The organism is Lysinibacillus sp. fls2-241-R2A-57, assembly GCF_030209535.1.
Classification (GTDB): Bacteria; Bacillota; Bacilli; order Bacillales_A; family Planococcaceae; genus Lysinibacillus.
Window position 1 is genome coordinate 1 of record NZ_JARVRU010000007.1, and the last position, 24285, is coordinate 24285.

The window sequence follows — 24285 nt, forward strand, 5'->3', positions numbered from 1 at the left end:
GGATTTGGATGGTTTACTACCGCCCAACCATTATAAAGGATTTTTTTATGCATAGCCGTTATTACAGAAAATTCTGTTTTTATAAATTCATTGAATTATTTTAATGCGACGCTAGTGAAACCTTTCAAGTATATTATTTTGTTCAGAAGAATTTAAAAAAGAAGCTGAAAAACATAAATTAAAGGGCATTATCTTTGTCCCTTCAAATGAAGCTGATGTGTATAAACCTTAGCATTATTGAGATTATTCAGAAACAGAAATTGAAAAAATAAGAAAAACTGTTGTATTTATCATTGTGAGTAGTATGTTAATGTGAAATTAATACTGATGGCTATACTAGAATGAAATTTAAACTTACATCAAAAGAGTAGCATGAATCCTAGAAACCGGATGTTATTGTTACTCCTATTTTAGATGTAATTTTATTTTATAGATGTTTTTCAAAATTAAGCAAGGGGTTCTTTGAAATTAATGAAAAGAAAGGGAGTTAGTATGTCGAGCGTAGAGCGAGCGTTAAAACGTTTTATACAAACAACTAAAAAATTTCCTAGAAGTTCACCTGTTATAAAAACAGGAGAATTTCATTACAGATCAGATCTTTTAACTTTAGAAATAAGTAAAGAAATACAGCTTTCTCCGGAATTAGAATATTTTTATAAAAAATGCGAAATAATTTGTGATGTTAGAGATGATGGATATCATTTAGACGGTATAGGTATCGATTTTGGAGATATTGACCTTTATCTTTACTCACCTGATAATTTGGAGCGTAGGCAAGAAGGATTTCGATGGATTGGATCCGAGAAAAATGAAAATCCAAATTGGGATCCAAATTGGATTGTATTAGCAGACAAGGATGATGATCCAATTGTAGTTGTTACAAACCAAGAAGGTTCACCTGTTTTAGCAAGCTATGAAACGAGTGATTTATTTCCAGTTGCAGATTCTTTTTCGGATTTTCTAGATTCTCTTTCGGTGATATTAGTATTAGTGCATGAGAAATTTGAAGGAGAGATAATGGACGAAGAAACCTTTGAATTCTATGATGATTTTATTGTAATGTTAAAATCTTCTTTGAATAATATTTTGAAAAAAGAAGAGTATGTTGAAAATTTGATTAAGTATTTGTATATCGGTTAGTTGAAATTACGGGAGGTAGAGGTTTAATCTGTACAGCGCCCTTATTACATATATAGCACGGAAGTAGATTCAATGGAAACTAGGAAACAATTATAAAGACTTGAAAAATTACAAGTAAAGTTAAAACAAAAAAATCTGAAGAAGTTCCCAGGGGGAAGAATCATGCCAGAAAATTGGTTAGTTTGTCAGGATGATCTTAAAGTGCGCACATTAAAAAGTGAAGAAATGGATGAAATAAAGCGTTTATCTGTTTTGAGTCAGGAAAAATTAGAAATAGTAGATATTGATAATTATTTAATGTCACTCGACAATATTAAATCAGCGTTGTCTCATTATAGAGATAATAAATTAATAGACGAAGAAGTGGAAGAGATAGCATTTGAAATTGGTTCATTATATGGATTTATTGTAGAAAAAAAATACGGTTGGAAATGGAGGCATATAGAGAAAAATGAAAATAGAGGTTATTGTGTAGTCTCTGAGGATGAAACGTTTTGTTGTCCAGTGCATAACTATATCTATACTATTTTAACTGATGGAAATAAAAGTAACAATGTTAAGTTATTGTTTAATATGTTGGAAGTTATTCATGAAGAAAAGGTGAATGGTTTATATAATTTTATCAGTTAAGAGCTTATTCTAGCACTATTAGTATTTACTTTTACTTGCAAAACAAATGTAAAGAATAACTCAAAAGACCACCTTTAAATATGTTTTTTTAACAGGCGTGTTGATTGGGGAAAAATAGGTTTATTATTGAGCAATAAAAGGATTTTTTTGTTACTATTTTGCTAATATATTTCTATTTTAACTGATTGCAGCGTAGGGCTACTCGACTCCGGCGGGAAAGTGAGTAGCCCGTAGCGGAAATCAGAGCCTTCAAATTAATAATAATGGATAAAAATGGTTAATCAACACACCTGTTTTTTTAATTGAATTTTCGCGTATTTATTGTCTCACTTCATCTAGGACAAGGCTTTTTTGCTAAAACGTTAGAGGTTTTAATCTTAAAGCTTTTAACTAATGCATTCAGCTTTACAGAACTAAAAAAATCAAACGTATAAAATTTGTTTAGGATGGAATATATTTCATTTTCATTGATAGTTGTTTGAGAGAGTAGGGGAAATCAAAAGATGGTATTTTCTCTTTTCAAGAAAAAGAAAGAGCCGCAGCAATTGAAAAATAGAGTGGAGTTTTGTATTACAAACTTATCCCTAGGTGCGGCAGATGCCTATGATGTATTAATTGAAAGATCCGATATTGAAATTGAAGAATCCGGCTGTACATCCCATTGTGAAATTTGTGAGCAAGGGATCTTCGCTATCGTCAATGGAGAAGTCGTCACTGCAGATGATGCAGAGACGTTAGTGAAGGCAATTGATGAAGAAATTACACAAAATCCTCTTTATTGAATAAAAACAGCTTGTTAACATAAATCAACAAGCTGTTTTTTTACATTATAGTGAATAGTCACTATACCGTTATTTTTACCAACCTCGTACGTATTGCACTGGAGGTTGAACTTCTTTTCCTAATTCCTTAGCAGCATGCAGTGGCCAATAGGGCTCGCGAAGGAGAACGCGTGCTAAGAAAATTAAGTCAGCACGATTATTTTGTAAAATTTCCTCTGCTTGAATGGCTGTCGTAATAAGGCCGACTGCACCAGCTGGGATATCAGCACCGTGCTTAATCGCTTCAGCATGAGGCACTTGGTAGCCTGGAAAAACATTAATATGTGCTTGCACGACACCACCTGTAGAAACATCCACAAAATCGACACCCTGTGATTTCATCCAGCGACTGAAGATGATAAAGTCATCCATTGTTGTACCATCTTCTGCATAGTCTTCAGCGGAAACACGCACAAGCAAAGGACCTTCCCAAACACTACGAATAGCATCGATAACTTGACGTAATAAGCGATAACGATTTTCCTGTGAGCCACCATATTGATCATTGCGTTTATTCGTTGCAGGTGATAAAAATTCACTAATTAAATAGCCATGTGCGCCATGTATTTCAAGTACATCAAAGCCTGCTTTAGATGCACGAACAGCTGCTAGCTTAAATGCTTCTATAACATATTCAATGTCTTCTAATGTCATCTCAGTTGGTGTTTTATAAGCATCACTAAATGCTATGGCTGATGGTGCAAATATTTCTCCCTCTACAGTTGCTTTACGGCCAGCGTGTGCAAGTTGTATACCTGTTTTGGCTCCGTATGCCTTCATGCCTTGAACTAATTGACTGAAACCTTCGATGTGAGCGTCATCCCAAATACCAAGATCGTTACTAGATATACGCCCCTCTGGTACGACACCAGTAGCTTCGACAATGATTAAACCAACTTGACCAGCCGCTCGTGTTGCATAATGTACTTGGTGAAATGGTGTAACAAGGCCATCATCCTGTGCCGAGTACATACACATCGGTGCCATAACAATACGATTTTTTAATGAGATAGTTTGTAATTGATAAGGTTCGAATAATTTAGTCAAAATAAAGCCCCCTAATTCCCAGTAATATACTTTATTTTGCACTCATTACTTACTATTTGCAAGTGAACGTGATCGAGCTTCAGCTTCTTTAATACATGCTTCAATGGCCTCATTAAAATGATATTGTTCAAGAGCCTTAATTCCAGCTTCCGTTGTGCCACCTGGACTTGTTACTTTTCGGCGCAAGACATCAGGCTCGTCAACAGATTGCTTTAACATTTCAGCAGTGCCAGCAAGTGTTTGTGTCATTAATAGTCGTACAGTATCCTTTGGGAGCCCCACCTTTGTACCGACTCGTTCAAAGGCCTCCATTAAATAATAAATATAAGCTGGACCACTACCTGAAAGGGCCGTTACTGCATGTAGTTGATCCTCATCCACTTCAATGACTGAACCAACCGCCTCTAAAAGCTGTAAGAAAATTGAGCGCTGTGCTGCTGTTACTTTGTCATTAAATGCAATCCCACTTGCAGACATCCCAATAGTGGCAGATGTATTAGGCATAACACGTGCGACTGGACGAGTACCTAAATGTTCTGTAATAGTAGTAATAGCAATCCCTGCTAAAATAGAAAGAACGGCTGATTGCTCTGTAATTTTGGGCTTTAACATATGCATCGCTGCCACGGCATCCTTAGGTTTCATTGCTAAAATGATTAAATCAGCCTGTTGATAAATATCATGACTAAAATTGCAATTCACACCATATGTGTCGTGTAAAAAATGTAAACGTTCTTTGTCTGAGCGATTGGTGACGTAAATTTCTTGTGCTGTAAATACCTTTTGCTTAATCCAGCCCTGAATCAATGCCTCTGCCATAGAGCCTGCACCAATAAATAGTATTTTTTTCATGAATAAAACCTCCAGTTCAAAATCAATTTCGCCTTGGCGTAATTGTAGCTGCCGCGTTGCTTTCGCTACAGAAAACATTTGTAGCTGCCGCGTTGCTTTCGCTACAGAAAACATTTGTAGCTGACGCTTCGTTTTCGCTACTAAAACATTTGTAGCTGCCGCTTCACTTTCGCTACTAAAACATTGCTGAATAAAGATAAAAAAGCGTTCTCGTCCTTATATAGAAGGACGAAAACGCTAATGTTTCCGCGGTACCACCTTTGTTTGCCAATTGGCACAACTCACAGCCCTTTTATCGCAAGGGAAACGGTTATGTTTTCATAACTGCTCAGAAGTAGGTTCGGTAATGGGAGCGGGTGATGTTACTTTCAGCAAATGTAACACTCTCTAATACACCTTCACCAAATACGTACTTGGCTTCATCAACGCACAATATAATTTGATTATTCAAAATTATATTGATAATACGTCAACCTGTCAACAGGAGGGTGACGAAAGGAAGAAAAACTTGTAAAATAGAATGAATCATTATTCACTAGTTGCACTAAAGGGGGAGACAGCTTTTGTCTATATATAAAATAGAAATACCAACACCCTATCAAGTAGGAGATGTAAATGCATTTGTTGTGAAAGGCGATGCATTGACAATATTTGATGTTGGACCAAAAACAATGGATGCCTATGATGCACTAAAATGGGGTATACGGGCAGCGGGCTATGATATGAGAGATATTGAACAAGTTGTATTAACCCATCATCATCCAGATCATGCAGGTTGGGTGGATGCCTTTCCACATGCAGAAATTTTAGGGCATGCCTATAACGATAAGGTGCTTCGCCATGATGAGGATTTTTTACGCTATCACGAGGAATTTTATAGTGAGTGCTTGTTTGAACACGGTGTTCCTCAACAATATATTCAACCAAGTGCACATGTACGTAGTGAAATAGAGCTTGTAGGTGAACGACCACTAACACAAATTCTTTATGATGGTGATGAAGTGCCAGGACATCCTGGATTAAAGGCTATTGAAACATTAGGTCACGCACAAAGCCACCTTATCTTCTGGGATGAAAAATCTCATCATGTAATCGGTGGCGATTTATTGCTTGAAAAAATAACACCAAACCCATTAATTGAACCACCGTTGGATCGTTCCTTAGGACGGACTAAATCTTTACTACAATATAATGAATCACTTGAAATTTTGCGTCGATTACCAGTAAAAACGATGTATACAGGACATGGTGCAGAGTTAGAGGATATTCCTCATATAATTGATAAACGACTCGAACACCAGCATCAGCAATCTCTGAAGGTTTGCGAATTATTTGAGGACGATCCATTAACTGTAGTACAAGTAACGAAACGCTTATATCCAGCAATTTTCCAGCGTCAATTTGGTCTGACGCTGTCCAAAACGCTCGGCCACATAGATTACTTAGAAGCAAATAATTACATTACATCGACGAAAACGGAAGAAGGTATCTATTTATTTCAAAGGAAGTAGGTTTAAACATGGATATGAATAAAAAGACTATCTTCGTTACAGGTGCAACAAGTGGTGTAGGATTGAAAATTACTGAATTATTAGTAGCACAAGGTCATACGGTTTATGCAACAGGACGTAATACAGTAGCATTGAAAGCATTAGAACGCTTAGGAGCAAACGTTATCCAAGCGGATTTAACGAATGTAGCTACAATGGATGCAGTATGTGAACAGCTACCAATTCTCGATGTAGCAATTCTATCAGCCGGGGTAGGTAAATTTGGCATTGCACCTGAATTGTCAGATGAGGCTATTTCACAAATGATTGAGCTAAATGTTAGTGTGCCGATGTATTTATCAAAGCGTCTAGCAGCGCCTATGATGCAAAACCAGCAAGGTCAGTTAATCTTCATTGGCTCACAGGCAGGAAAGGTAGCGACACCGAAGGCCAGTGTTTATGCAGCTACAAAGCATGCGATTGTTGGCTTTACGAATGGGATTCGCATGGAACTGGCTCCGTATAATGTGAAAGTCACGGCAATACATCCAGGTCCAATTGATACACCATTTTTAGATAAGGCGAGTGATGACAGTAGCTATCGAGCTTCTTTAGGAAGATTTTTATTAACAGCTGAAGAAGTGGCACAGGCTACTGTAAAAACGATTGAACGCCCTGTGCGAGAGGTGAATTTACCAAAAATCATGGGGTTATCAAGCAAGCTATATGCAATAGCTCCAGCAACTGTTGAATTTTTAGGTAAGTCATTTTTCAATAAGAAGTAACGAAAAACTCAATAAAATAATATTAATCAAACTGTAAACATACTTAAGTAAGAATGGAGTGTGTCTACAGTTTTTTTATGTCTCTACACCAATACGTGTGATTGATTTCTTTGATAGAAAGAGCTTGTTTTTCGATAAAAGCTCAAAAAGTTTCGATAAAATGAGATTTTGTTTCGATAAAAGCTCAAATAGTTTCGATAAAGAGCGATTTTGTTTCGATAAATCTTCAAAGTATTCCTATAAAAGGGGCGAAAGGAGCTTTAGCGATTCTGTTTTGGGGCTCGATACTAAAACAGTTCACAAAAATTACCTTGATCTTTTTGTTTTTCGATATTAAGAAAAGAGTTGTCTCTTGCGCTGAGACAACTCTTTTTTGTGTCTGTCAACTAGGTGATGAAAGTTCAATGTGGGCGTTATGATATGCGAACCACTAGCTAAGTGCAAGGGTGTCCATTCGCGAAAAAAAACAACCTGCCGCTGCCGCTAAGTTACCGCTACGTTTTCGCACAGAAAACATTTGTTGCCCCGACGCCCCAAAGAAAGCGCACATCCGAAACGGAAACCCATACCTCGTTTTGCCGAAGAACCGTTTACTTTCCTGAAATTTATATTATATACATTCATGTAGCGAGTAAAAAATCGTTTTTCCGAGTAAAAATATTCATAGTTTGTACAAGCTCTTAAAGTATTGGAATGACACACTTTTTACAATAAACATAAAAGTCTATAAATTTATAAAAATACACTTGTTTTTATTTTTATAACATGATACTATTCGTGTATAAACTTTTAAGTGGATGTATAAAAATACATATCCTATAGAGCAAATTGGAGGCGCATTTTTTATGGCGAATAAAAAAGTAGTATTAGCATACTCAGGCGGACTTGATACTTCGGTAGCAATTCCATGGTTAAAAGAACAAGGTTGGGACGTTATTGCAGTTTGTCTTGACGTAGGTGAAGGTAAGGATCTTGAATTCGTAAAAAACAAAGCTCTTCAAGTAGGAGCAATTGAATCATATATGGTAGATGCGAAGGATGAATTCGCAGAAGAATATGCATTAATTTCATTACAGGCCCATACTTGGTATGAACAAAAATACCCGCTAGTATCGGCACTTTCTCGTCCATTAATCTCGAAAAAATTAGTAGAAATTGCAAACCAAGTAGGTGCGGACGCAGTAGCTCATGGTTGTACAGGGAAAGGGAATGACCAAGTTCGTTTCGAAGTTTCTATAAAAGCGTTAAATCCGGACTTAGAAGTATTAGCACCTGTGCGTGAGTGGGGCTGGAGCCGTGATGAGGAAATCGAATATGCAATGAAGCATAATGTACCGATTCCTGCAACGTTAGATTCTCCATTCTCAATCGACCAAAACTTATGGGGCCGTGCAAATGAAGCGGGCATAATGGAAGATCCATGGGTATCTCCACCAGAAGAAGCTTACGGTTTAACAGTTTCTGTGGAAAATGCTCCAAATGAAGCGGAATATGTAGAAATTGAATTCGTTGCTGGTAAACCAATTTCTTTAAACGGAAAAGAAATGAAGCTTGCTGATTTAATCCAAGAACTAAATGCAGTAGCTGGTGCACACGGTGTTGGCCGTATCGACCACGTTGAAAATCGTTTAGTCGGCATTAAATCTCGTGAAGTATATGAAATCCCAGGAGCAAAAGTGCTATTAACGGCGCATAAAGAGCTTGAAGACTTAACGCTTGTAAAAGAGTTAGCGCATTTCAAGCCAGTCATTGAGAAAAAGCTATCTGAATTAATTTATGATGGTTTATGGTTCTCTCCATTACGTGATGCTCTAGAGGCATTCCTTGCTGAATCACAAAAGTTTGTGAATGGAACTGTACGCGTGAAGCTTTATAAAGGTCATGCAATTGTGGAAGGACGTAAATCTCCAAATTCACTATACAACGAAAAATTAGCAACATATTCAAAAGAAGACCAATTCAACCATGCTTCAGCAGTAGGCTTCATCGAATTATGGGGTCTGCCAACAGTGGTTAATTCTTCAGTAAATAAAAAATAATTTTGACATGTAAGGTGTAGTGTAGCATTGCGCTGTGCTGCACCTTTTAACTTCTTTCAGCAAATATATAAAATTTGCTGAATAATTGAAAAAATGTGAAGGAAAAGGTGAGCTGTTATGACAAAACTTTGGGGCGGACGTTTCCAAAAATCAGCAGAAGCATGGGTGGACGAGTTCGGCGCATCGATTGGCTTTGACCAACAGCTTGTTCTAGAAGATCTAGAAGGTAGTGTAGCGCATGTTACGATGCTTGGCGCAACAGGTATTTTACCAGCTGCTGACGTAGAGGCCATACTTGGTGGTCTTGCACAATTACAGGAAAAGGCAATTGCAGGTGAGCTTGAATTTACAGTTGCCAATGAAGATATTCATTTAAATCTGGAAAAAATGCTTATTGATTTAATTGGCCCTGTTGGTGGTAAACTGCACACAGGTCGTAGCCGAAATGACCAAGTGGCAACGGATATGCATATTTTCTTAAAGAAGCGTGTGAAGGAAGCAATCAATTTAATTGAAACATTCCAAAAAACATTGCTTGAAAAGGCAGAAGAGCATGTGGAAACAATTGCTCCAGGCTATACACATTTACAACGTGCACAGCCAATCTCGTTTGCTCATCACTTAATGGCCTATTTCTGGATGTTAGAGCGTGATAAACAACGCTTTACGGAATCGATGAAGCGTATTGATATTCTGCCTTTAGGTGCAGGAGCAATGGCGGGTACAACTTTCCCAATCGACCGATTAAAATCAGCGGAGCTTCTAGGCTTCAGCGAGGTTTATGCTAATTCAATGGATGCGGTAAGTGACCGTGATTTTATCGTTGAATTTTTAAGCAATTCATCATTATTAATGGCACATTTATCTCGTTTTGCAGAGGAAATTATTTTATGGTCAACAGATGAATTTAAATTTATTGAATTAGATGATGCTTTCTCAACAGGTTCATCTATTATGCCCCAAAAGAAAAATCCTGATATGGCTGAGTTAATCCGTGGAAAAACAGGGCGTGTTTACGGTAACTTAATGGGCTTATTAACGGTTTTAAAAGGAACACCGTTAACATACAACAAAGATATGCAAGAAGATAAAGAAGGAATGTTTGATACAGTCCATACAATTCTTGGTTCCTTAAAAATCTTTGAAGGTATGATTCGCACAATGACTGTCAATACAGAGCGTTTGCACCAGGCAGTACACTCTGACTTCTCAAATGCTACGGAGCTTGCAGATTATCTTGCAACAAAAGGTATGCCTTTCCGTGAAGCACATGAAGTGACAGGAAAACTTGTATTCACATGTATTCAAAAGGGCATCTATTTATTAGATTTACCGCTTGAAGACATGAAAAAAGAAAGTGAGCTTATCGAAGGGGATATTTACGACGTATTAGCACCTGAAGCAGCAGTTCGTCGTCGTCACTCTTTAGGTGGCACAGGATTTGATCAAGTGAAAATCCAAATCGAAAAAGCGAGTGCTTGTCTTTCTTAACAATTACTTTAGCGTGCATGTCCTCGTGACTTTGCATAGATATTCATTAAAGCTGTCCAGTGAGGCACTATGAAAACCTTTATCCTTTTTCGTCAGAGCCAGAGGGTGAGACGGAATAGAGAACCTTACATATGTGAAGGACAATCCCCAATTCTGGAGACGCGGAATTGGGGTTTTTGTGTAAAAAAACAATGGGGGGGATTTACAAATGAATGATCGTTTTACAAAGGGGTTAGAAACAATTAAACAATATGTCACAGAGGATGAAGCAGCACGAATGATTGAGTCGGACGCACTGGCTGATGTGGCACCAGATTTACGCAAAATGATTATTGAATTTGCCTATGGTGATGTTTATTCACGACCAGGGCTAGATGCAAAAAGCCGTGCACTTGTTGTTATTACAGCAGTAGTAACTCAAGGTGCTGCTCCACAAACTAAAACACATATTAAACGTGGTTTACATGCAGGCTTAACACAGACAGAAATTGTGGAAGCATTATTACAATTAGTGCCATACATTGGTTTTCCGCGTGTGCAAAATGCTTTAACCATTGCGCAACAGGTCTTTAAAGAACAAGAAGATATTGCAAATCAAAACAAATAATAAAAGCATGAATAAATACTTGTTAAACGACTCATATTATATGCGGAAACACTTATTAATCTAATATGATTAGGAGGATGTAGAATGAGTAGTCAAATACCCAAAGACCAAGAATCTCAGGAAAGTCCGCCACAGTTGTATTAGGTGAGCTTCTAATAACTTAAAGCATTGGTGAGGCAGAGGATATTCTGTTTTGCTGTAGCTTAAGATGAAGCAAAATCCATTACAAATAAAATCAAATAGAAGTAATAAGTGTTTGTGGGATCCAGAATTATTCTGGGTCCTTTTTATGTTGAGTAGATTGTAAAAAAATTGACAATAAATATAAATCTGTATTATTCTAAGTATGACAGATTTCTGTTTGTTTATAAGCGATACAGATTGGAGGAGTAAAATGAATATTCATTTAGATCCAAGCAGTGAACTACAGCTTTATAAACAATTAACGAATCAATTGGTGGAGTTAATTGCTAAGGGAGAGTTGAAAAATGGTGATACATTACCGTCAGTTCGGTCTATGGCTGCAGATTTAGGGATTAATGTCAGTACAGTCAGTAAAAGTTATCATGAACTTGAAGAAAAAGGGTTAATCGAATTAAAGCCGAAAGCGAAAGCAATTATTATCGGTGGGCAAAAACGAGAACTGGAAGAGACAGAAGTGGAAAAAGTAGAAAATGCATTAAAGCCAATTATGGCTGAAGCATTTGCACGTGGTCTTGAAAAAGATCAGATGACGAGTTTGTTTCATCGAATTTTAAAACAATGGAAGTAGGGGAATTATGCTTTTTGTATTAGGCATTTTTATCTTCGTAGGAGTATTGGAAACAATAACACCACATTTGACTAGAAAATCAATAGTGTTTGGTGTTTCAATTCCAGAGCCCTATGTGCAACATCAGCAATTACGAACATTTAAAAAGCATTACAGCATGTTGGTAGGGAGTATAGCAGCTACCTTTCTGTTAGGTCAAATTTCACTATTATTTCTGTCCATTCAAGAAGAGAAATTTGTTTTATTATCTTTTATCTTGCTATTTGTCATGCTTCTCGTATCAGCTGGGCTTTATATGTCTTATCATATAAAAATAAAAAAACTAAAAAAACAAGAAAACTGGGAAGCGCATGTTAAAACTGTTTATGTGACGGATCTATCTATACGTGATAAAGATGAAGTACTCTCACCTACATTTTTCTTATTACCAATCATTGTCACATTAGCATTGATAACCTTTACTTATATGAATTACAATGCCATCCCAGATGTTTTTGCTACCCATTGGAATGCAGCAGGTGAGGTTGACGGTTGGACTGAAAAAACATGGATCTCAGTAATAATAATGCCACTTATTTTACTAGGGACACAAATTAGCTTATTTATCATGAGTTTTGGTATGAAAAGTGCCAAAATACAATTGAGCGCGCAGGCGAAAGAAGCTTCAGCCAATAGGGAGCTTACACAGCGTAAATATGGTAGCTGGTACTTAGTGGCGATTAATTATAATATGACCATTCTTCTTGTTGTTTTACATTACACGACAGTGATTTTAAAAAAACAAACAGCTCCTTACTTCTTCCCTCTTTTTATTGTTTTTATGATTGTCACTTTTGGGGGACTTATACTCTTCATTTGGAAATTAAGTAGAAGTAATGAGCGCTTTGATGATTTACATACAAACGAAACAGCTTCAGCTGATGATCGCTACTGGAAATGGGGTATTGTTTACATCAATAAAAATGATCCATCACTATTAGTGCAAAAGAAATACGGTGTTGGTTGGACTGTGAACATGGCGAATAAATGGAGCTATATTATTTTACTTGTTATATTTTTACCAATCTTGTTAGGGATTTTCATATAGAGGGAGAAATTTTATGAAAAAACTATTATTTTTATGTTGTGCACTTTTATTATTAGCAGCATGCACTCAGAAGGAAGACAACACAAAAGGGAAAGAGACGAAAGGGGACAATAAAATGAATGAACAGCTAGTAGGAAAATGGGAAGGGAATATTGTGATACCAAACGGAGCACTGCCAATTATGCCAATTATTGTTGAGTTGCAGAAAGATAGCGGGACATTATCAGTACCAGCACAAGGATTATCCAATTATCCATTTAAAAGCATTAAATACAATGGTGATCAAGTAAGTGTATCGATCAACTTAAACGGCTCGGCTATTGAAATTAACGGAACATTAAAAGATGGACAAATTGAAGCAACTTTTCAACAAAATGGTGGCAAACTCCCACTTGTCTTAAAATCATTCAAAGAACAATCCGAACAACCAGTTACGTATGAAACGTTAAAGATTCCTGTTAAAGATGGTGAGTTAACAGTGGCCCTTCAAAAGGCTAGCAAGGAGCCATCTCCAGTTGCACTTATCATAGCAGGCTCTGGTCCAACTGATAAAGATGGAAATTCAGCCATAGCTGGTAAAAATAATAGCTTAAAAATGATTGCAGAAGGATTAGCAAAAGACGGTATTGCTACGGTCCGCTATGATAAACGAGGAGTTGGCGATAATCAATCCCTTTTAACAAAGGAAGAGAATATGACTATTGACCAATACGTAGATGACGCAGTTCAAGTAATCAATACCCTTTTAGCCGACAAAGCTTATTCAAGTGTTCATATAATTGGACATAGCGAAGGCTCACTGATCGGTTTACTAGCAGCAAAAAAAGCAGATGTAGAATCCTTTGTTTCTATAGCAGGTGCAGGAAGACCAGCAGATGAAATTTTATTAGAGCAATTAAAAGCTCAATTTTCACCAGCCCTTCTAAAAGAAACAACAGATGTTCTTGCATCCTTGAAAAAAGGTGAGCTAGTGAAGAACGTTTCTTCGCCAGAGTTACAATCTCTCTTCCGTTCTTCCGTTCAACCATATATGATTTCATGGTTAAAATATAACCCTGCAAGTGAATTAGCAAATTTGAAAAGCCGAGTTTTAATTCTTCAAGGTACAACTGACTTACAAGTAGTTACGACTGATGCGGAAGCGTTAAAGAAAGGTAAACAAGATGCTAAGCTTGTATATATGGACGGCATGAATCATGTTTTTAAAAAATGCTCCAGCAGATCGTGCGAAAAATTTTGCGACGTACTCAGACCCATCATTACCACTCCATAAAGAACTGCTGCCAGCCATCCAGCAATTTATTATGAATGAAAATAGAGACTAGCTATGGTGAATGCCATTGTTTTATCATTATGAGTCCATTTCTAATCTTTACGATAGTTCTATCTCAAGGAAAAGATGCATTTTTATTAGCGGGCTATAATACTATGCCCGATTACCGGTATACAAGATAAAGAGGCACCAATAAAAGATATGAAGGGATAAGGGATGTATACAGAAAGTGGATTTAAACTTCAAACATTTGATGATATCCACTTTCTTTTCATTCACTTGTGATGATTTCCATGAGAGCTTTTACGAAGGTCATTAGCGAGGGTGTAGGTAATCGATCGGTAATAATAAGATAAGGAGATGAAAGAATGGGAATCCTAGATATTAAAAATTTTTCAAAAGTGTATAAAGGTGAAAAAAAAGCTGTCGATAACATTAGTTTATGTGTTGAAAATGGCGATGTTTTTGGATTTATAGGTCATAATGGAGCAGGGAAAAGTACAACGATCAAATCAGTAGTAGGAATCCTAGATTTTGAGGAAGGCGACATATACATTGATGGGCATTCTATTAAGAAAGAGCCTCTTGAATGCAAATCGAAATTTGCTTATATTCCTGATAGTCCCGAATTATATGAACATTTAACAGGAATCCAGTATTTAAATTTTGTAGCAGATATTTTCGGAGTGCCGGAAGATGTTCGAGTAAAGAGAATAAAAGAATATTCTGGAATGTTTGGAATAACAGAAAGTCTAGGGAATCTAATATCCTCTTATTCTCACGGAATGAAGCAAAAGTTAGCAATAACTGGAGCTATTATTCATGAACCAAAGCTTTTGATTCTGGACGAGCCATTTGTAGGTCTTGATCCAAAAGCAGTAGTTGATATAAAAGAGATAATGAAGAAAATGACTGCTAAAGGGAATGCAATATTTTTTTCAACACATGTCTTAGATGTTGCAGAAAAGCTTTGTAATAAGGTGGCCATGATTAATCGTGGAAAGCTAGTTTATAGTGGTACGATGGATGACATAATACAAAATCAAACATTGGAAGAGTTCTTTATGAAGGAGTTAAAAGATGAAACACTTATCGATTCTTCTGAAAATTAGGATTATTTCACTAGTGAGACTTAATACCCTAAAAGGTAAAGCCAACTTTGGTGATAAAATGGCTATTGTTGGTATATTTATTGCGTCTGCTTTCGGGCTAGCGTATATTACAAGTCTTGGATATTTGCTGAATGAATATAATATGAGAGAACACATACTTGCATATTCATTTTTAGTGAGTACTCTAATATCATTGTTTATAGCATTTTTTAGTGCTAGTGATGAGTTTTTTGGAAAAAGGGATTATGACACATTAATGTCACTTCCTATTAAAACATCGATAATAGTAGTAAGTAGATTCTTATATATATATTTCTTGAATACGGTAGTATCTTTAATAATCATGCTTCTAATGGGAGCAGTATATTTCTTTACAGGAACAGTAAGCGGCGTTTTTTGGATAAAGATACTGATTGGAATACTTACAGTTGCATTAGTGCCATCAATTATAGCATCAATTGTTAGTATAGTAGTTTTAGAAGTTTCATCGAGAGCAAAATATTCTCGTGCGGTTTCTTCATTTAGCTATATGTGTATTATTTTATTTTTAGTATTAGCACCAACATTGAGTAGTTATAAATTAGACCCAAGCGATATGAAATTGATCTTAACAAATATATTGAATCAGGCTAACAAAGTGTATCCAATGTTTTATTTGTTTAATAAAATACTGGTAACAGGAAAAGTGGGAGATTTTCTTATATATATAGCAGTTTCAATAGTGTTAACAGTGATTTTCATTATAGGTCTCTCGTATGTATACAAAGGACTAAATACTAAAATTCGATCAATGAGTAGTAACAAAAAATATGAAATAAACACATTAAAAAGATCAAGTAAATTAAAAGCATTATATGTGAAAGAAATCAAACGACTATTTTCGTCCACAACGTACTTAATAAACACAACATTCGGAATGATCATGATGGTTATTTTTACGATTTCTTTAATGATTTCAATCACAAAAGTGATGGAAAATATGCCGATAAATACTATTAATACAGTAGAGACTCTGTATGGTGTAACACCGTATATAATGTCATTGATGGTATGCCTATCAAATACAAGTAGCGTGTCTTTTTCACTTGAAGGTAAAAATATTTGGATAATCAAAACTTTTCCATTGTCGAAAGAATTGGTTGTAAAGAGTAAGATACTTGTTAATCTTACGCTTACAATACCTCTTACGATAATAAACGGAATAATAATCGGAAGAGTGTTTGAAGCAACATTATTTCATTCCATGACATTAGTACTTCTTCCATGTGCATTTGCAGTATTTTCAGCAATATACGGAGTCGCTATTAATTTAAGATTTGTCAATTATAGTTGGCAATCAGAACTCCAAGTAGTAAAGCGGAGTATATCAAGTGTATTGGGGTTTTTCGGTGCAGCGATTCTGGTATTCATTGCAGCAGTTCCAAGAGTACTATGGTCAGGTTCGATAGTAGGTATATATGATGTTATTATTATTTTATGCTTGGGCATCGTAACTAGCATGTTATATGCAAAAACAATAAATGGTGAGCCTATTTAATTTGGGAAGAGTAGTGTGAAGATGAAATTATTAAATATTATTGAAAAAAGTAAGCTAAATAAAGACTGAAATTAATTGAAAAATCGAAAAATAGAGTGTTCCGCTCACTCGCTTTCATTACTGTTTGTATCGTGAAGCGGACACGGGAGAGAATGGAGATTATCATGAATACATCTAAAAAGTCAGTACGTATAATTCCTTGGATATTTTGTGCCTTGTTTTTGGCGTTTTCAATTATTGGTGTACAAAATATATCGGATGAGATTCCTATTACCTTCAACATAGCCGGTCCCAATTTAAACGGCAGTAAGTATTTTATCTTTATATATCCTGCATTGTCTTTATTTATAGGGATTACTGCGTTAGGTGGAGTAGGGAAAAAGAAAAATACTAAATTACAAGGAAACTTACCATTTATAATTATTGGGAACTTAATAGTAGGTGGATTTATGGTTTATACAATCTTATCAAATTGGAATATGTAATTCCTCTTGCAATTCTAAGCTTCTTTGCAATTTTACTTGTTGAAAACCAAGTTTTCGCATTAGAAAAATTTGATATAAATTTCCATTTTTCCACCCTCTGCGCCATCCATTCTGATAGTCTTCAACTAATCTATCATATTATGGATAAGTTTACCCGTGGAAGCAGGGCAAATACCCGTACGAAACAAATTAGTATATAACCAAAAGAAGTATGCTCAAATCAAAAAATGATGAGCATACTCTTTTGTTTTTTGAGCAAATTGTCCATGATATTTGTTAAAACGTATACCATGTTAATAAGTTCATTATAGTGAAACATTTACCACTACTTTATCGTACAATAACTAAGCAAGGAGAGGTTTATTTTAATTCATTTAAAATGAATGACATAGCACATGTAACTATTTAAAAAGAAGGTGTTTTTATGTATAGCATTGGGAAATTTTCGAACCTGTGTAATGTTCCTGTAAAAACTATTCGTTACTATAGTGATATAGGATTACTCAAACCATCTTTTATAGATGAAGTGACCGGCTATCGTTATTTTGATTACGATAAAATGAAAGAACTGAATACGATTCAGGTACTAAAAAATTGTCATTTTTCATTAAAAGAGATTGAACAGATTATGAAAGGAAAAAATGATTGGCAAGATTTAGAGCTAAGATTACATAAAAAAGTTCTGGAATTAGAGCATCAACAAGAAATAATTGCTGAACAAATTCAAAATATTGTCCATGTAAAAAATTCTATTAGGAACACTGAAATGTTTAATCCAAAGCCAATATTATCAAGTTGTTACATAGAAGAACGACCAAAAATTCAGGTGCTTGCCATCCGTGAAAAGATTAATGTAATGGACATGGATAGGCTAGTTCAAAAATTATTTGAACGAATATATGCGTATCAATTAGAGATAGAAGGGGAGCTAACTGCAATTTTTCATCAACAGCACAGGAAGCAAAATATAGCGGATGTTGAACTACTGTTGCCGTTAAAAGCAACTCAACTTGCAGAGCATATTAAAGTAATACCAGAAGGCATCTATGCTTGTATCAATGTAAAGGGACCGTATTCAGAGTTACATTTTGGCTATAGTCGCTTGCAGGAATGGCTGACTGAGCAAGCTCTTCAGGCAGAAGGGACATTTATGGAGCAGTATATAAAGGGCTTAATCCCAACTGAAGTAGTAAATCCAATTAATATTAAACCAAATATTGGGCTACATCCAAATGATTTTTTGACAAAAATATTTGTGAAAATAAGAAACTAGCTAAACTCTCCAGTAGATGGAGACTTTATTCTGTATTTAGCAAGATAAGAAATGTCTTGCTACTTAAATATAGAATGGGGTATATCGATGAAAACAAATACAGGACAGTTTGCATTTCTTCAAGGTAGTTCATACGAGATAGGACAACAACAAGCGGGAGAGTTTCAAAATAACCCTTTTGCAAAATCGTTATTCTTTACGGAAAAACTAATTTCGAACAACACTTATTTTGAAATGAAAGCACAAATAGAGCAGTATTGCCCAGGTTTAAATAAAGAATTGGAAGGATTTGCAGAAGGCTTTGGTTATGCGCCTGAACAACTAAATTTTTATCAAAATGCGTGGTTAATTCCTGGAGGGTGTAGTTTAGGGGCTATTTTACCAGGGAAAATGGCTGATGGTAAAACATATGTTTTAAGAAATTATGATCTATCACCTAATATTTCAGATATGCGCTTATGTACAACAAATGTAGAAGGGAAATATACTCATACAGGATTTTCTGTTTCCACATTCGGTCGGAGCGAAGGTTTAAATGACAAGGGGCTATGCGTTGCATTTGCATCGTGTGGTATGCCCATTGGTAATTATCCTGGCATGAGACCACCGGTAGTACCTGGCTTACAGTTTATGGTTATCGTCAGAACTCTATTAGAAAATTGTAAAAATGTTGAAGAAGCTATTTATACGGTTAACAATATGCCGATCGGAACGAATATGAATTTACTAATAGCTGATGCAAGTGGCGACGCAGCTTTGATTGGAACATACGACGGTGTAAGAGAAATAAAGCGTGCAGAATTAGATTATCTTATTGCAACTAACCATGGACTGTTTCCGACAATACAGGAGAAGGAGCCAGGCAAGCTCGAGCATTCTCAGCTAAGATACGATATTTTAGAGAAAAAATGTAAGGAAAACGGAAAAAGATCTATAGATGAAATCCAAGAACTACTTTTAACAGAGTTTCCTAAAGGGTTAGCAGTTCATAATTACAAAGAAGGCTTTGGAACAGTGCATTCAATTTTACTTAACCTTACTGATTTGCAACTGGAGTTTTCATTTGGCTCGCCGTTACAAAATCAAGTTAATAAAATAGGCGTAGGCGACAACTTTGCGAAAACGCAAATACCTGTTGAATTTTGTAACAAAAGCTATGGAACAGAATTTTGGAAAATAATTAAATCCTAAACAAGAAAAGACCTTTCTGATGAGAGGTCTTTTATGATGTAAGGCAAGCTAATCAAAGGACTTTCTTGTTCATTAACTTAATTCGTTCGTTACGACTTGGATAAATTCATCTCTATATTGGGAGTCTAGAATATAAACTTCTTTTTCGTTTGCAAGTTGGAGTAACTTTTGAATTTTAATTTCATCTTTCTCCATAAAGACTTTTTTTACATATTGTAAATCCTGCAAAATATGATGAATAAATGTATCGCCTTCTCTTTTTATATCTATAACAATAAAGTCAAAAGATAACAATGTTTTAGTTGGGATAATAACGGTATCAAATAAATAGTTTAACGCTTTAAAAGGTACATAGGGGATATCTTCCTTATATTCATATTTCTCAATAATAGGTAAGATTTCATCAATAAATCTTTGTATTTTTTTTATATCATAAAGCTTTGTATTTTCTAAATCATTCTTGTCAATAATCTGTTGTATTTTATCGTACTGATTTTGTTCTAACAGTTGTTTTATATGAAGAAGTTCTTCTTTAAATTTGGAACGTTCTTCTCTACTTAGTTTTCTATGATCAATAACAGCGTGCTCGATTAGCTCCCAGCCAATCCCTGGACCAAAATGTGGCCCCAAAAAATACTTAAGTTCTTTAAAATCGCTCACTTATGTAACTCCCTTTAAAATAGTTTTCTATTATTCGTGCTATAAAAATATTATAGGTCCAATTTTAGTTTTGTTCGTTGCGAAATACCATAGTCAATAGGATATTAATGGGTGAATTCTAATCGAACATTTGTTAAAACGTTTGCCATGTATACCCAGAAAATGACTTCACGTTATGATGATAAATTTCTGCATTTCCTAAATTACCAATTATTATTTATTTTACATAAAAAATCATTTTATAGAAACATATAATTTAATTTCATTTTTTTTAAAATAAAATGAACCTTTTACAATCCCCGTTTGTATAGTCAGTGAACATATAAAACAGGGAGGGTTTGTTTTGGAGCTTATTGTGAAGGATCTTGTGAAAAATTATAATGGTGTGAACGTTTTGGATGGTGTGTCTGCCACATTTAAAATGGGTTATTGCTATTTATTGTTGGGTCAGAATGGAGCAGGGAAATCTACGTTATCAAAATGCATAGCTGGAGATGAAAAACCTGATGGAGGTTCCATTTTATTCAATGATTCGTCGCTACATGTGCATGAGCAAGTAGCGTTGCAATACCAATTTTTTTCGAGTTATCAACATCTTAAAATTCGTGAAGTGATGGCACTTTTTTCTACATTGACCAACAATCAGGTTGATTTGGGAGAGCTTTATGAAATATTAGGGTTACCAACTTATGACCACATCTTGTTGAAAAATGCGTCAGGCGGTCAGCGAAAAGCAGTATCGATTTTCCTTTCTTTTTTATTAAATAAACCAATTATCATTTTAGATGAGCCGTTTGCTGATTTAGATTTAACGAAGAAAAAGCAATTGATGTTTTACTTACAGCATGAAATTCGTCAACGTAACAAAATGATTATTATTATTAGCCATGAGGTAGCAGGATTAGAATCGTTATTTGATTATGTAGTGATTTTAAAAGACGGAAAACTCATTGAAAATAGCACACAGGATGAACTTTATAGAAAATACGCAGAGGCGAAGTTGCCAGGAATCGAAGGTCTCTACTATGAAGTGACAGGCCAAATTTTAGGAGGAAGAGCAGGATGATAAAGCAAATTGCACGCATGTATATGTTAGAAAATATTCGTAGTCTAGGGATGGCTTTTGGAAATTTGTTACCAGCTTATATCTTTTTGGGTATATCATTTTTTGCTAAAAGCGCGATGACTGATGAATCATTTAATTTTTTGATTAAAGGTCAGTTTTTACCGATTTCTATAATAATGTTAATCTTCTTCTTTTGTTTTTCCAATGCTACAATCTATTTAACAGATATGAAAGCCAATAAAACCCTCCAATGGGTGCAGCGTACAGGCATTAAGCCACACACTTACTTTATAGGAATGGGAATCGGTGTTTTTACTTTATTAAATCTATTCTTAGTGTTACTACTCGTTGGCTACTTTTTTATTATTGATATTTCATTATCTTCATTTTTGCTAATTATTTTAATGAGTAACTTTGTGTTATTGGCATTATATCCATTGAGTTTTATATTGGCTGGTCTATTTAAAAATGAAAGAGTGGCCACAAGTATGTTGCAACCGATTATGTTGATATTTATGTTTTCAATACAAATGTCAACGATGTTTTTAACATTAGCGAAAAAAAACCCCCAGGATTATTTTATTTTCTTAATCTGGAACCCGATGCTATATTTATTTGATAGCTTGCAAGTGTCTTTAAATTTAATAGGCGAAACTTGGCTTCCACAATATCAGTATTTTATGATTTTAACAATTCTTAGCTTGGTGTTAGCAGCCATCGCTAAAAAAATATATACCAGTAAGTAGGTGATTTTATGGGAATTGGATTTATCGTATCTTTTATTGTAGTTGGTATTTGGAGTATTATTATTTTGGGAATTACAATCCCGATGGATAAAAAATATGTTGTACGCGAAAATGGAAAAATTAATTATAAAAAAACAACAATTTATTTACGTTGGAATGTATTTGATACGTTAACGCTCGTTTTAGCCATTTATACAATACTTTGTGTGCAGGCAGTTTTCATACTTTTGACTTCCTCTCAAACAATCGAAAATCCATATATGCAGTTTTTTGCAAATCAATCGTCAGCATGGGTCATTGTAATAGTTGGATACTTAGTTTCACGTGTGTCCATAACATTAAAGTCCATTAAGGCTCATTGGGGGGATGAGCTAGATGATGAGCAATGAGGAGTGGATGGAGGCCTATAAAAACGGCGAAGTCGAGGGCTTTGAACAGCTCTATAGTCGTTTGTATGAGCCATTGTACTGCTTTTTGTTTCGTTATACTCGGGAAGATCAGCTAAGCATTGATATTGTGCAAGATACCTTTGAGCGTTTACAATATATAAAAGAAGATTTTGATCAGCAAAAGGGAACGGTGAAAGCATTTTTATTTCAAATTGCTTATCGCTTAATGATTAATAAATTAAATCGGCGCAAAAAATGGCGCACGCTCTTTCCGTTTTTAGTACCGACGACCAGTCATCGAATGTCTGCTGACGAGAAATTAACGATACAAGAAGCGATACTTCAATTACCCGAAAAGCAACGAGCTGTTATTTTGCTCGTTTACTATCATGATTTGCCACAGGAGGAAATTGCACAAATTTTGTCCATTCCACTTGGCACAGTTAAATCAAGGCTACATAATGCGATAAGGACTTTAAAGGAAGAGCTAAAGGAGGATTTCGATGCTTAAGGATGAATTTCAAAAGGAACCATGGTTAAAAGACAGCTTAGATCGCGATAAAGTGGAGATTCCTAAGCAGCTAATGACATACAAGAAAAGTCGCTGGCAACGTTTTCTTCAATATTTAGCTTCACCAACGAAGGATCCGTTAGAGCCAATATGTACATCTTCAGTCGGCTACACCTCTTTAAAAATAGTGCCCATAGTTGCGGCTGTATGTATTACAATTCTTCAAATTTTATTGCAATAAACGCGATGAATTATTAAAATTCTCACTGCCACAATCACTCGGTTGTGGTATTTTTAATGAATAAAAGAATACCAATTATTGTCTATTTGCAGGTGATATACGGGTGGTTTATTATAGTTGTAGGTGCTTTGAAGGTTTTAAAATGTTGATACGAACTGTTTTAAAAATCTCATCTAAATAGTGGAATTTGGAAAGTGGTGTATTAAATGAAAGAAATTATACTAAATAAATTAAAAGAAATTGAAAAAGAGTATCAAATAAAAATTTTATATGCAGTAGAATCAGGTAGTAGAGCTTGGGGATTTCCTTCTAAAGACAGTGATTATGATGTTCGTTTCATATATATTCATCAACCACAGTGGTACCTTGCTATCGATCCACAAGGAATAGGTGCTAAGAGAGATGTCATTGAAGTGCCTATCAATGATTTATTAGATATTAGTGGGTGGGAAATAACAAAAGCATTAAGGCTTTTTCGCAAAAGTAATCCACCGCTTTTAGAATGGTTACGAAGCAATATTGTTTATGAGCAGCAATATTCATTTATTGACAATGTACGATTATTGGAAAAAGAAGTATTTTATCCAAACGCAAGCTTATACCATTATTTAAATATGGCTAAAAACAACTATCGGGAATATTTGCAAAGTTCAGAAGTTAAAATAAAAAAATATTTCTATGTACTAAGACCGGTATTGGCATGTAAGTGGATTGAAAAAAACCAAACGGTACCACCAATTGATTTTCAAGAATTATTAAATGAAATAATCTCTGACGGCCCTTTAAAAACGGACATTGAGCAACTTTTAAAGAGAAAAATAGCTGGAGAAGAGCTAAATATGGAACCGCGTATTGAAAGTATTAATGAGTATTTAGATAAAGAATTAAAGCATATTGAGACTTACTGTAAAAATTTAAATGTCAAAGTGGATGATCCTACACAAAAATTAGATGCGTTATTTAGAAGTACATTGCAAGAAGTATGGGGAAAAGAATAATTTTTACTTGCAAGGTCATACTAAAAAAGGTTTCACTTATGA

General features: G+C 35.1%; 25 protein-coding genes. 22 read left to right on the forward strand and 3 right to left on the reverse strand.

The genetic code is table 11. The annotated features are described in order from the left end of the window. Positions 1-471: 471 nt before the first annotated feature. The 3 genes from QRN68_RS01750 (at position 472) to QRN68_RS01760 (ending at position 2552) form a co-directional block, all read left to right on the forward strand. Positions 472-1140 (forward strand): SMI1/KNR4 family protein, encoded by a 669-nt coding sequence (locus QRN68_RS01750; protein WP_285394902.1) that lies wholly within the window; start codon positions 472-474, stop codon positions 1138-1140. A 162-nt stretch (positions 1141-1302) separates the two neighbouring features. Continuing rightward, positions 1303-1770: a hypothetical protein gene (locus QRN68_RS01755; protein ID WP_285394903.1), complete on the forward strand. Its 468-nt coding sequence runs from the start codon at positions 1303-1305 to the stop codon at positions 1768-1770. 503 nt (positions 1771-2273) lie between these two features. Further along, positions 2274-2552: a YuzB family protein gene (locus tag QRN68_RS01760; protein WP_285394905.1), complete on the forward strand. Its 279-nt coding sequence runs from the start codon at positions 2274-2276 to the stop codon at positions 2550-2552. Positions 2553-2627: 75 nt separating this feature from the next. On the opposite strand, the gene namA is transcribed toward QRN68_RS01760, so the two are convergent. Further along, positions 2628-3638: an NADPH dehydrogenase NamA gene (namA, locus tag QRN68_RS01765; RefSeq protein WP_285394907.1), complete on the reverse strand. Its 1011-nt coding sequence runs from the start codon at positions 3636-3638 to the stop codon at positions 2628-2630. Positions 3639-3683: 45 nt separating this feature from the next. Next, a complete protein-coding gene (gene proC / locus QRN68_RS01770) occupies positions 3684-4490 on the reverse strand; it encodes a pyrroline-5-carboxylate reductase (RefSeq protein ID WP_285394977.1) in 807 nt (268 codons plus the stop codon). A gap of 563 nt (positions 4491-5053) precedes the next feature. On the opposite strand from proC, the gene QRN68_RS01775 reads away from it, so the two are divergent. The 13 genes from QRN68_RS01775 to QRN68_RS01835 all read left to right on the forward strand — a co-directional run bounded on the left by QRN68_RS01775 (position 5054) and on the right by QRN68_RS01835 (position 19632). After that, positions 5054-6001, forward strand: a complete 948-nt coding sequence (locus tag QRN68_RS01775) for an MBL fold metallo-hydrolase (RefSeq protein ID WP_285394909.1) — start codon at positions 5054-5056, stop codon at positions 5999-6001. Between the two features lie 8 nt (positions 6002-6009). Further along, a complete protein-coding gene (locus QRN68_RS01780; RefSeq protein WP_481817422.1) occupies positions 6010-6765 on the forward strand; it encodes an SDR family NAD(P)-dependent oxidoreductase in 756 nt (251 codons plus the stop codon). Positions 6766-7610: 845 nt separating this feature from the next. Further along, on the forward strand, positions 7611-8804 hold the full coding sequence (locus tag QRN68_RS01785) for an argininosuccinate synthase (protein WP_285394910.1): 1194 nt from the start codon (positions 7611-7613) through the stop codon (positions 8802-8804). Positions 8805-8921: 117 nt separating this feature from the next. Further along, entirely contained in the window at positions 8922-10295 is a 1374-nt protein-coding gene (argH, locus tag QRN68_RS01790) for an argininosuccinate lyase (protein ID WP_285394911.1), read from the forward strand. 208 nt (positions 10296-10503) lie between these two features. Further along, positions 10504-10902 carry a carboxymuconolactone decarboxylase family protein gene (locus QRN68_RS01795; RefSeq protein ID WP_285394912.1) on the forward strand — a complete coding sequence of 133 codons (399 nt, stop codon included), beginning with the start codon at positions 10504-10506 and terminating at the stop codon, positions 10900-10902. A 394-nt stretch (positions 10903-11296) separates the two neighbouring features. Further along, entirely contained in the window at positions 11297-11674 is a 378-nt protein-coding gene (locus QRN68_RS01800) for a GntR family transcriptional regulator (RefSeq protein ID WP_285394914.1), read from the forward strand. A 7-nt stretch (positions 11675-11681) separates the two neighbouring features. After that, entirely contained in the window at positions 11682-12761 is a 1080-nt protein-coding gene (locus QRN68_RS01805) for a DUF1648 domain-containing protein (RefSeq protein ID WP_285394915.1), read from the forward strand. Positions 12762-12774: 13 nt separating this feature from the next. Continuing rightward, positions 12775-14034: an alpha/beta hydrolase gene (locus QRN68_RS01810; protein WP_285394916.1), complete on the forward strand. Its 1260-nt coding sequence runs from the start codon at positions 12775-12777 to the stop codon at positions 14032-14034. A 374-nt stretch (positions 14035-14408) separates the two neighbouring features. After that, positions 14409-15146: an ABC transporter ATP-binding protein gene (locus QRN68_RS01815; RefSeq protein ID WP_285394979.1), complete on the forward strand. Its 738-nt coding sequence runs from the start codon at positions 14409-14411 to the stop codon at positions 15144-15146. Beyond that, entirely contained in the window at positions 15115-16683 is a 1569-nt protein-coding gene (locus QRN68_RS01820; protein ID WP_285394917.1) for a putative ABC transporter permease subunit, read from the forward strand. Before QRN68_RS01815 ends, QRN68_RS01820 begins: the two co-directional genes overlap by 32 nt. A gap of 164 nt (positions 16684-16847) precedes the next feature. Further along, positions 16848-17168 (forward strand): hypothetical protein, encoded by a 321-nt coding sequence (locus tag QRN68_RS01825; RefSeq protein ID WP_285394919.1) that lies wholly within the window; start codon positions 16848-16850, stop codon positions 17166-17168. A gap of 424 nt (positions 17169-17592) precedes the next feature. Next, the gene (locus QRN68_RS01830) at positions 17593-18441 is read left to right on the forward strand and encodes a MerR family transcriptional regulator (protein WP_285394920.1); all 849 of its coding nucleotides are present in this window, start codon (positions 17593-17595) and stop codon (positions 18439-18441) included. Positions 18442-18528: 87 nt separating this feature from the next. After that, the gene (locus QRN68_RS01835) at positions 18529-19632 is read left to right on the forward strand and encodes a C45 family autoproteolytic acyltransferase/hydrolase (RefSeq protein ID WP_285394921.1); all 1104 of its coding nucleotides are present in this window, start codon (positions 18529-18531) and stop codon (positions 19630-19632) included. A gap of 72 nt (positions 19633-19704) precedes the next feature. Here QRN68_RS01835 and QRN68_RS01840 read toward each other — a convergent pair whose 3' ends face one another. Beyond that, positions 19705-20292 (reverse strand): hypothetical protein, encoded by a 588-nt coding sequence (locus QRN68_RS01840; RefSeq protein ID WP_285394922.1) that lies wholly within the window; start codon positions 20290-20292, stop codon positions 19705-19707. 343 nt (positions 20293-20635) lie between these two features. Here QRN68_RS01840 and QRN68_RS01845 point away from each other — a divergent pair, with 343 nt between their 5' ends. The 6 genes from QRN68_RS01845 (at position 20636) to QRN68_RS01870 (ending at position 24243) form a co-directional block, all read left to right on the forward strand. After that, positions 20636-21358, forward strand: a complete 723-nt coding sequence (locus QRN68_RS01845; protein WP_285394923.1) for an ATP-binding cassette domain-containing protein — start codon at positions 20636-20638, stop codon at positions 21356-21358. After that, positions 21355-22104 (forward strand): ABC transporter permease, encoded by a 750-nt coding sequence (locus QRN68_RS01850; protein ID WP_285394924.1) that lies wholly within the window; start codon positions 21355-21357, stop codon positions 22102-22104. Before QRN68_RS01845 ends, QRN68_RS01850 begins: the two co-directional genes overlap by 4 nt. Before the next feature lie 8 nt (positions 22105-22112). Next, complete coding sequence (locus QRN68_RS01855; RefSeq protein WP_285394925.1) at positions 22113-22493, forward strand: group-specific protein; 381 nt, start codon at positions 22113-22115, stop codon at positions 22491-22493. 7 nt (positions 22494-22500) lie between these two features. Next, positions 22501-23004 (forward strand): RNA polymerase sigma factor, encoded by a 504-nt coding sequence (locus QRN68_RS01860; protein ID WP_481817423.1) that lies wholly within the window; start codon positions 22501-22503, stop codon positions 23002-23004. Continuing rightward, the gene (locus QRN68_RS01865) at positions 22997-23245 is read left to right on the forward strand and encodes a hypothetical protein (protein ID WP_285394927.1); all 249 of its coding nucleotides are present in this window, start codon (positions 22997-22999) and stop codon (positions 23243-23245) included. The genes QRN68_RS01860 and QRN68_RS01865 overlap by 8 nt, the downstream gene beginning before the upstream one ends. Positions 23246-23451: 206 nt before the next feature. Next, positions 23452-24243, forward strand: a complete 792-nt coding sequence (locus tag QRN68_RS01870) for a nucleotidyltransferase domain-containing protein (RefSeq protein WP_285394928.1) — start codon at positions 23452-23454, stop codon at positions 24241-24243. Positions 24244-24285 lie beyond the last annotated feature (42 nt).

Coding starts and splice junctions, on each gene's coding strand:
- QRN68_RS01750 (WP_285394902.1), top strand. CDS start 472: ATGAAAAGAAAGGGAGTTAGTATGTCGAGCGTAGAGCGAGCGTTAAAA.
- QRN68_RS01755 (WP_285394903.1), top strand. CDS start 1,303: ATGCCAGAAAATTGGTTAGTTTGTCAGGATGATCTTAAAGTGCGCACA.
- QRN68_RS01760 (WP_285394905.1), top strand. CDS start 2,274: ATGGTATTTTCTCTTTTCAAGAAAAAGAAAGAGCCGCAGCAATTGAAA.
- proC (WP_285394977.1), bottom strand. CDS start 4,490: ATGAAAAAAATACTATTTATTGGTGCAGGCTCTATGGCAGAGGCATTG.
- QRN68_RS01780 (WP_481817422.1), top strand. CDS start 6,010: ATGGATATGAATAAAAAGACTATCTTCGTTACAGGTGCAACAAGTGGT.
- QRN68_RS01785 (WP_285394910.1), top strand. CDS start 7,611: ATGGCGAATAAAAAAGTAGTATTAGCATACTCAGGCGGACTTGATACT.
- argH (WP_285394911.1), top strand. CDS start 8,922: ATGACAAAACTTTGGGGCGGACGTTTCCAAAAATCAGCAGAAGCATGG.
- QRN68_RS01795 (WP_285394912.1), top strand. CDS start 10,504: ATGAATGATCGTTTTACAAAGGGGTTAGAAACAATTAAACAATATGTC.
- QRN68_RS01800 (WP_285394914.1), top strand. CDS start 11,297: ATGAATATTCATTTAGATCCAAGCAGTGAACTACAGCTTTATAAACAA.
- QRN68_RS01805 (WP_285394915.1), top strand. CDS start 11,682: ATGCTTTTTGTATTAGGCATTTTTATCTTCGTAGGAGTATTGGAAACA.
- QRN68_RS01810 (WP_285394916.1), top strand. CDS start 12,775: ATGAAAAAACTATTATTTTTATGTTGTGCACTTTTATTATTAGCAGCA.
- QRN68_RS01820 (WP_285394917.1), top strand. CDS start 15,115: ATGAAACACTTATCGATTCTTCTGAAAATTAGGATTATTTCACTAGTG.
- QRN68_RS01825 (WP_285394919.1), top strand. CDS start 16,848: ATGAATACATCTAAAAAGTCAGTACGTATAATTCCTTGGATATTTTGT.
- QRN68_RS01830 (WP_285394920.1), top strand. CDS start 17,593: ATGTATAGCATTGGGAAATTTTCGAACCTGTGTAATGTTCCTGTAAAA.
- QRN68_RS01835 (WP_285394921.1), top strand. CDS start 18,529: ATGAAAACAAATACAGGACAGTTTGCATTTCTTCAAGGTAGTTCATAC.
- QRN68_RS01850 (WP_285394924.1), top strand. CDS start 21,355: ATGATAAAGCAAATTGCACGCATGTATATGTTAGAAAATATTCGTAGT.
- QRN68_RS01855 (WP_285394925.1), top strand. CDS start 22,113: ATGGGAATTGGATTTATCGTATCTTTTATTGTAGTTGGTATTTGGAGT.
- QRN68_RS01860 (WP_481817423.1), top strand. CDS start 22,501: ATGGAGGCCTATAAAAACGGCGAAGTCGAGGGCTTTGAACAGCTCTAT.
- QRN68_RS01865 (WP_285394927.1), top strand. CDS start 22,997: ATGCTTAAGGATGAATTTCAAAAGGAACCATGGTTAAAAGACAGCTTA.
- QRN68_RS01870 (WP_285394928.1), top strand. CDS start 23,452: ATGAAAGAAATTATACTAAATAAATTAAAAGAAATTGAAAAAGAGTAT.